The organism is uncultured Halovibrio sp. (assembly GCF_913056445.1).
Lineage (GTDB): Bacteria > Pseudomonadota > Gammaproteobacteria > Pseudomonadales > Oleiphilaceae > Halospina > Halospina utahensis_B.
In genome coordinates, this window is the sequence record NZ_CAJXMA010000035.1 from 20983 (window position 1) to 28147 (window position 7165).

Consider the following 7165-nt stretch of genomic DNA (forward strand, 5'->3'; position numbering starts at 1 on the left):
CTCCGTACTTTGATGAAACGCTGGTATGCGCCCGGCAGGGATTGAACAGAACACGGCGTATGCCGGGGCAGAGTGGCGCAATTCTGCCTTAATTTGCGTTCATTGCCAAATCAGGCGGGCGAATTGTGCAGCATACCGTCGCTGGTGACCAGCTCGGTCCAGCGTCCATTCATCAGCTGCTCCAGCGGGCGGAAGCGGGTCTTATAGTTCATCTTGCGGCACTGGCGGATCCAGTACCCCAGATACAGGTGCGGCAGGCCGCGCCTGTGGGCCTCCTGGACCTGCCACAGAATGGCGAAGGTGCCCAGGCTGCGCTTTTCCTCGCCGGGCTCGAAGAAGGTGTAGATGGCCGACAGGCCGGTATCGAGCACGTCCACCACGGCGACCGCGATCAGCCGCCCCTCGCGCCGCATCTCCAGGAAGAAGCCGTCGATGCTGCCTTCGATGAGGAAGGAGGTGAACTGTTCCCGGCTGGGTGGGTACATGTCGCCGTCGTGGTGGCGCTCAATAACGTAGCGCTCGTAGAGGTCGTAGATTTCCTCGTCGAAGCGCACCGGCGTCTGGATCAGGGTCAGGTCGCGGTTGTCGCGCCGCACACGGCGCTGGGAGCGATCCGGCTGGAAGCGTTCGACCGGAATCCGCACCGGAATGCAGGCGTTACAGCCACGGCAGTGCGGGCGGTAATAATGCGAGCCGCTGCGGCGGAAGCCCAGTTCCGTGAGCTGGGTATAGAGGTTGCGGTCCACCTGGGCCCGGGGATCGACGAACATGGTCGTTGCCTGACGGTCGGTCAGGTAGCTGCACGGATGCTCGGGGGTAGCGAAGAAGATCAGCGTCTTGAGACTGCTCATGTATCGGACTCCCGGCCCCAGAACCAGTCCATCCGCCAGTCGTGTCCGGCGGGATGATCCACATTCTCTCTGAGTATAGTCAAAAAGCGCCGGCGTGAAATCCGTTCGGCGCCCAGACTCAACAGGTGGCTGTTTTCCACCTGACAGTCCAGCAGAGCATAGCCCCAGCGTTCAAGCTGACGGGCCACGTGCACGAATACGATCTTGGAGGCATCACGCTGCCGGCTGAACATGGATTCCCCGAAGAAGCAGCGGCCGACGGCAACACCGTAGAGGCCGCCCACAAGCTGGCCGTCGGCGTTCCAGGCCTCAAAGGAATGGGCATGGCCGAGTTCATGGAGGTGGCAGTAGGCCGCTTCCATGTCGCCGGTGATCCAGGTGCCTTCCTCGCGCAGTCGGCCGCAGTCACGGATGACGTCCTCGAAGGCGCAGTCCACCGTGATGCGCAGTTCATCCCGGTTGAGCCGGCGGCGCAGGCTGCGGGCGATGTGTACGTGTGGCGGAAAGAGGACACAGCGCGGGTTGGGAGACCACCAGAGAATGGGCTGGTCGTCGGAGAACCAGGGGAAGATCCCCTGGCTGTAGGCGTTCAGAAGGCGATCGGGGTGTAGATCGCCCCCGATGGCCAGAAGCCCGTCCGGTTCATCCAGAGCGCTTTCCGGATCCGGGAACCAGTGGGAGCGTGTGTCCAGCCAGGGGAGCGCGGACATGAGCAGGGATCAGGCGAGGCCGTCGAGGTACTTTTCGGCGTCCAGCGCCGCCATGCACCCGAAGCCGGCCGAGGTCACCGCCTGGCGGTAGACGTGGTCAGCCACGTCACCCGCCGCGAAGACGCCGGGCACGCTGGTTTCCGTCGCCATGCCTTCAAGGCCGCTGCGGATCCGGATATAGCCGCCGCTCATGTCCAACTGGCCCTGGAAAAGGTCGGTGTTGGGCTTGTGGCCGATGGCGATGAAAACGCCGGCAACATTCAGATCCCGGGTCTCGCCGGAATGCTTGTTCTTCAGGCGGGCGCCGGTGACGCCGGTGGCATCGCCCAGTACCTCATCCAGGGTGTGATCCCAGATGATGCTGACGTTGTCCTTCGCGAACAGCTTGTCCTGCAGGATCTTCTCCGCGCGCAGCTGGTCCCGGCGGTGGACCAGGGTGACGTTGTTGGCGATGTTGGAGAGGTAGAGCGCCTCTTCCACAGCGGTGTTGCCGCCGCCGATTACGGCGACGTCCTGGTTGCGGTAGAAGAAGCCATCGCAGGTGGCGCAGGCGCTCACGCCCTGGCCCATGAACGTCTCCTCGGACTCCAGGCCCAGGTACATGGCACTGGCGCCGGTAGCAATGATCAGCGCGTCACAGGTGTAGGTGCCGGAATCGCCGGTGAGGGTGAAGGGCCGCTGGCTGAGGTCAGCACCGTTGATGTGGTCGTACACCAGTTCGGTGTTGAAGCGCTGGGCGTGGTCCTTCATGCGCTCCATCAGGTCGGGGCCCTGGAGCCCCTCGATATCCCCGGGCCAGTTCTCGACATCTGTAGTGGTGGTGAGCTGGCCACCCACTTCGATACCGGTGATCAGCGTGGGATTGAGGTTGGCGCGTGAGGCGTAGACGGCGGCGGTGTAGCCCGCGGGGCCGGAGCCGAGAATGATCAGGCGATGGTGGTTGCTGTCGCTCATGCTGTTCCTCTATCGGGAAAACGGTGTCAATCAATGGTGCTCATGGTAACGCCGGCGCAGGGGCGGGCGCTACACGATCACGGGCACGTCACGCAGGATGCGCTGGGAGAGCATCTCCTGGCGGTTGTGGTGGTCATCCACCAGGCGGTGTTCAACCACACTGGGCAGGACCGCCTGGACGTCGTCGGGCAGCACATGACCACGGCCCTCCAGAAGTGCCCAGGCGCGGGCGGCCCGCAGCAGGCCCAGACCCGCCCTGGGGGAAAGCCCGTAAAGAACGCCGGGGATGTCCCGGCTGTAGGCGAGGATGCGCTGGATGTAATCCAGAAGGGCGTCGGAGACGCTGATCTCGGGCAGTAGCGCCTGCATCCGCTGGAGGGATTCCGGTGACAGCAGTGGTGCCAGCTCCGCGGTCATGTGGCGCCGATCCCGACCCATGAGAAGCTCACGCTCGGCGCGTTCGTCCGGGTAGCCCAGGGTCAGGCGCATCAGGAAACGGTCCAGCTGGCTTTCCGGCAGGGGAAAGGTGCCGCGCTGATCCAGAGGGTTCTGGGTGGCGATGACGAAGAAGGGCTCCTCCAGGGAACGGGTCTCCCCTTCAATGGAGACCTGACGTTCCTCCATGGCCTCCAGCAGGGCGCTCTGGGTGCGGGGCGAGGCACGGTTGATCTCGTCCGCCAGGATCACCTGGGCGAAGATCGGGCCGGGGTGGAACACCAGGTCGCCGGCTTCCTTGTCGTACATGGAGAACCCCAGCAGGTCCGCCGGCATCAGGTCGCTCGTGAACTGGATGCGGTTGTAGCTGAGCCCCAGGGTGCCGGAGAGCGCGTGGGACAGGGTGGTCTTGCCCATGCCCGGAATGTCCTCGATCAGCAGGTGCCCCCCGGCGAGCACACAGCACAGCGCAAGGCGCACCTGGTCACGCTTGCCCAACAGGACCCGGTTGAGCTGGTCGGTGGTCTGCTGGAGCAGGTCGGCATTCTTCATCAGTCCCTCACGCGTCGGGTCAGGTGATCGTAAGCGTCCACGCGGCGATCCCGCAGGTAGGGCCAGATACGCCGCAGGGTATCGGTCCGATCAGGGTCGATGGTGGCCAGAAGGATGTCATCACCCTCGGCACTGCTGCGGGCCAGGAGTTCGCCCTGGCCACCGCAGATGAAGCTGTTGCCCCAGAACTGGATGCCGTTGCCGGAGCCGTCCGGCGCCTCCTCGAAACCGTGCCGGTTGGGCGCGATGACGGGCAGGTTGTTGGCAATGGCGTGACCGCGCTGGACGGTGATCCAGGCATCCAGCTGGCGAGCCTGTTCGTCGGCGTCGTCTGCCGGGTCCCATCCAATGGCAGTGGGGTAGATGAGCACTTCGGCGCCGGCCAGGGCCATGAGCCGGGCGGCCTCCGGGTACCACTGATCCCAGCACACGAGAACGCCGAGCCGCCCCAGTGAGGTCTGGATGGGCCGGAAGGCATCCGCGGAAGCGTCGCCCGGCGTGAAATAGAATTTCTCGTAGAATCCGGGATCGTCAGGGATGTGCATCTTGCGGTAACGGCCGGCCAGGCTGCCGTCGCTGTCCAGCACTACCGCCGTATTGTGGTGAACCCCCGCCATGCGCTTCTCGAAGACGGAGCCCACGATGACCACACCCAGCTCCGCGGCCAGCTCGCCCAGGAAACGGGTGGTGGGGCCGGGAATGGTTTCGGCCCGGTCGAAGACGTCCGTGGCCTCTTCCTGGCAGAAGTAGGGGCCGGTGTGGAGTTCCTGCAGCACCACCAGCTGGGCGCCCTGGTCGGCGGCGCTTTCGATCAGGCCTGCGGAATGGGCCAGGTTGGCTTCGCGGTCCGCGCCGCAGCTCTGCTGTATGGCGGCGGCGGTGAAGGCGTGTTGATCAGCCATCGGGCACGGCTCCTGGTGGCAGCTGCATGGTCAGGCAGTGAAGGCTTCCGCCCTGGTGGATGAGGGGCCGGCACTGGATGCCTTGGACCCGGCGCTGCGGGAAACAGCCTGCAATCACCCGGCAGGCCTCGTCATCCTGGGCGACGCCGTAGCATGGCACGAGCACGGAATGGTTGGTAATCAGGAAGTTCGCGTAGGTGGCCGGCAGCCGGTTGCCCTCTTCGTCGTGGACCGGATCCGGCCAGGGCAGGGCCGTCAGGCGGTAAGGCTGGCCGTTGCCATCGGTGTGCGCCGCCAGTTCCCGGGCCATTGCCTGGAGTTCCGTGTAGTGGCTGTCCCCGGGGGTATCGCAGCCCTGGTAGACAATGTGCCCCGGCCCGGCGAAGCGGGCCAGTGTGTCAATGTGGCCATCGGTATCGTCGCCTTCAAGGTGGCCGTGATCGAGCCACAGGATGCGCTCCGCGCCCAGCCGTTCATGGAACCATTGCGTCATCCGCTCGGCGGCTGGTTCCGGGTTGCCGCGGTTGGGATTAAGAACGCAGGGGCGGTTGATCAGCAGCGTGCCCACCCCGTCGGTCTCGAGTGCGCCGCCTTCCACCACCAGTGGATCGCTCTCCAGGGGCAGACTGCCGAGTGCGCCCTGGGCGTGCAGGGCGCGGTTGACCGCGTTGTCCCGATCAGCGGGGAACTTGTTGCCCCAGCCATTGAAGGTGGCGTCAAGAAGTCGCCACTCGGCGCCATTGCTGAGTGCCAGGGGACCGAAGTCGCGGGCCCAGGTGTCGTTGCTGGCCACGACCACGGTATGCAGTCGGCCCAGGTCGGTTCCGGAAACAAGGCGTTGTTCAAGATCAAGGGCCTGGCGCTCACTGCTGACGCACAGGGTAAGATCCTGCTCAGCCAGTATCGCCCGGGCTATGGCGGTGAACGTGGGCTCGGCGCGATCGGCCAGCGCGGCCCAGTCGGAATCGGGCTGGGGCCATGCCATCAGGACAGAGCCCTGCTTCGCCCATTCAGCGGCAAGACGGAAACGGCTCACGGTTCCGGGAACCTCCGGTGTCGATTCTGGGCGCGCAACAATACCGGGTTCAGTCCGCGCTGTCAGGCTCCACAACGGTGTCGATGACCCATTCATCCTCGAAGACCACGACAAAGCGCGGGTACTGCCAGCGCGTGATGGGCGGCTCCCCCACGGGGCCCTGACGCGCCTCCGGATCGCCGAAGCGGTCCTGGACGGAGCCCATGCTCTCACCCCGGCGCGGAGTGCGTATATTGCCTTCCTGCTGGATCTTAAGGCTGAGGGGACGGGTCGTGCGTTCGGCCTGCTGTTCCTGCTGGGCGCGGGCGCTGGCCGCGTCGGATTCGGGGTTGGCCATCTGCTGGGCAGAAGCCATGGAGGCCGCCAGCGGCAGCAGTGTGAGCGTGGCGATCCGGCAACAAAGTGTCCGGGGAGTCAGTGTTCGCATGATTGTGGTTCCGGTCAGACTCGGTGATCCATGAGTGTTTCCCTAACTATAGCGCACGAGCCGGCTGCGTCGAGTCAGGGGGTGTCGCCGTGCTGCTCACGGCGCTGTCGCGCCTGCTGGCGTTCCCGGGCCTGCAGCCGGAGCACATGCCGGGCGATCTGCTGGCGCTCGGCATCCTCCATGTTGTGGAACTGCAGGTGCAGGCGGGTGCCGTTGTCCGTGGCATCCACGGACACCACGCGGGTATAGGCGGCAACCTGGCTGAGTTCGGGCATCAGGGTCAGGCGCACGGCCATCAGTGAGTCGAGCTCAGGCACCGGGTCCGTGGTGATGAAGGAAAGGCCTCCCTCGCTGAGGGTGACATGAACCCACTCACTGTCTTGCAAGGGATTCTGCTGAAAGGTCATAATCCGCGCCACCGTGTCGAGCTTCTCGTTGAGAGCACGGGCGAGCTGGGAGAGGACCCGGTCGCTTTCCGAAAGCAGCCCGAGCTGATGGCGGATCTCCGCATCATGCCGGCGCAGCTCCTCCTCCAGCGGAAGCGTTTCACCGCCCTCGAAGAGGGTTTCCGGGGGACCGGTTGGCTCCCCCTCGAGTTGACGGCATTCGAGGCCCACGCGGTCCTCGATCCGGTAGAACTGGCGACGCTCGGGATCGTGTTCTGATGGCATGACGTTCTCCTGGACCCGATCCTCCTGAGTGTAACAGTGATTCATGACAGTGCAGGCGCGGCCGACCTGCCCAAGGATTCCGGTAACCATCTATGTTCAGACCCCTTTCCGTATTCATCGGCCTGCGCTACACCGCCGCCAAACGACGCAACCACTTCATTTCCTTCATCTCCCTGGTCTCAATGCTGGGCCTGATCCTCGGGGTCATGGTGCTGATCACCGTGCTGTCGGTGATGAACGGCTTTGACCGGGAACTGCGTGAACGCATTCTCGGCATGGTGCCGCACGCGGTGGTCGAGAGCCCGGACGGCATGGAGGACTGGCGCGATGTGGCCCGGGTCGCCGAATCCAACCCCAGGGTGACGGGCGTGGCGCCATTCTCACGGGCCCAGGGCATGCTCACGGGCAGGGGCCAGGTTCAGGGCGCGCTGATCAACGGCGTGGACCCGGAATACGAACCCGATGTCTCGATCATCCAGAAGCATATGACCCATGGCAGTCTGTCGAACCTCAAGGCGAACGAGTTCGGCATCATCCTGGGTGAAGCACTGGCACGGCGCCTGGGGATCCGCATGGGGGACAGGGTGACTGTGGTGCTGCCGGAAGCGTCCGTTTCCCCGGCGGGGG

9 protein-coding genes are annotated in these 7165 nt (G+C 64.8%); 1 reads left to right on the forward strand and 8 read right to left on the reverse strand.

The genetic code is table 11. The features are described 5' to 3' along the window. Positions 1 to 110 precede the first annotated feature (110 nt). From QZ501_RS08595 to QZ501_RS08630, 8 genes are all read right to left on the reverse strand, one after another. The gene (locus QZ501_RS08595) at positions 111 to 851 is read right to left on the reverse strand and encodes an arginyltransferase (protein ID WP_151439451.1); all 741 of its coding nucleotides are present in this window, start codon (positions 849 to 851) and stop codon (positions 111 to 113) included. Beyond that, positions 848 to 1561, reverse strand: coding sequence for a leucyl/phenylalanyl-tRNA--protein transferase (gene aat / locus QZ501_RS08600; protein WP_151439452.1), 714 nt, complete (start codon positions 1559 to 1561; stop codon positions 848 to 850). Before aat ends, QZ501_RS08595 begins: the two co-directional genes overlap by 4 nt. 9 nt (positions 1562 to 1570) lie before the next feature. Further along, positions 1571 to 2515, reverse strand: a complete 945-nt coding sequence (trxB, locus tag QZ501_RS08605) for a thioredoxin-disulfide reductase (RefSeq protein WP_095616971.1) — start codon at positions 2513 to 2515, stop codon at positions 1571 to 1573. A 69-nt stretch (positions 2516 to 2584) separates the two neighbouring features. Then, complete coding sequence (locus QZ501_RS08610; protein ID WP_295718758.1) at positions 2585 to 3502, reverse strand: MoxR family ATPase; 918 nt, start codon at positions 3500 to 3502, stop codon at positions 2585 to 2587. Further along, a complete protein-coding gene (locus QZ501_RS08615; RefSeq protein ID WP_160898816.1) occupies positions 3502 to 4404 on the reverse strand; it encodes a carbon-nitrogen hydrolase in 903 nt (300 codons plus the stop codon). Before QZ501_RS08615 ends, QZ501_RS08610 begins: the two co-directional genes overlap by 1 nt. Further along, positions 4397 to 5440 (reverse strand): agmatine deiminase family protein, encoded by a 1044-nt coding sequence (locus tag QZ501_RS08620; RefSeq protein ID WP_225741660.1) that lies wholly within the window; start codon positions 5438 to 5440, stop codon positions 4397 to 4399. The genes QZ501_RS08615 and QZ501_RS08620 overlap by 8 nt, the downstream gene beginning before the upstream one ends. A 49-nt stretch (positions 5441 to 5489) precedes the next feature. Then, positions 5490 to 5867 carry a hypothetical protein gene (locus QZ501_RS08625; RefSeq protein ID WP_295718761.1) on the reverse strand — a complete coding sequence of 126 codons (378 nt, stop codon included), beginning with the start codon at positions 5865 to 5867 and terminating at the stop codon, positions 5490 to 5492. A 74-nt stretch (positions 5868 to 5941) separates the two neighbouring features. Next, positions 5942 to 6538, reverse strand: coding sequence for a PilZ domain-containing protein (locus QZ501_RS08630; RefSeq protein WP_295718764.1), 597 nt, complete (start codon positions 6536 to 6538; stop codon positions 5942 to 5944). A 92-nt stretch (positions 6539 to 6630) separates the two neighbouring features. Between QZ501_RS08630 and QZ501_RS08635 the strand changes: the two genes are divergently transcribed. Then, a partial coding sequence (locus QZ501_RS08635) for an ABC transporter permease (protein ID WP_295718767.1) occupies positions 6631 to 7165 on the forward strand: 535 nt, incomplete at its 3' end.

Coding starts and splice junctions, on each gene's coding strand:
- QZ501_RS08630 (WP_295718764.1), bottom strand. CDS start 6,538: ATGCCATCAGAACACGATCCCGAGCGTCGCCAGTTCTACCGGATCGAG.
- QZ501_RS08615 (WP_160898816.1), bottom strand. CDS start 4,404: ATGGCTGATCAACACGCCTTCACCGCCGCCGCCATACAGCAGAGCTGC.
- QZ501_RS08610 (WP_295718758.1), bottom strand. CDS start 3,502: ATGAAGAATGCCGACCTGCTCCAGCAGACCACCGACCAGCTCAACCGG.
- QZ501_RS08595 (WP_151439451.1), bottom strand. CDS start 851: ATGAGCAGTCTCAAGACGCTGATCTTCTTCGCTACCCCCGAGCATCCG.
- trxB (WP_095616971.1), bottom strand. CDS start 2,515: ATGAGCGACAGCAACCACCATCGCCTGATCATTCTCGGCTCCGGCCCC.
- aat (WP_151439452.1), bottom strand. CDS start 1,561: ATGTCCGCGCTCCCCTGGCTGGACACACGCTCCCACTGGTTCCCGGAT.
- QZ501_RS08625 (WP_295718761.1), bottom strand. CDS start 5,867: ATGCGAACACTGACTCCCCGGACACTTTGTTGCCGGATCGCCACGCTC.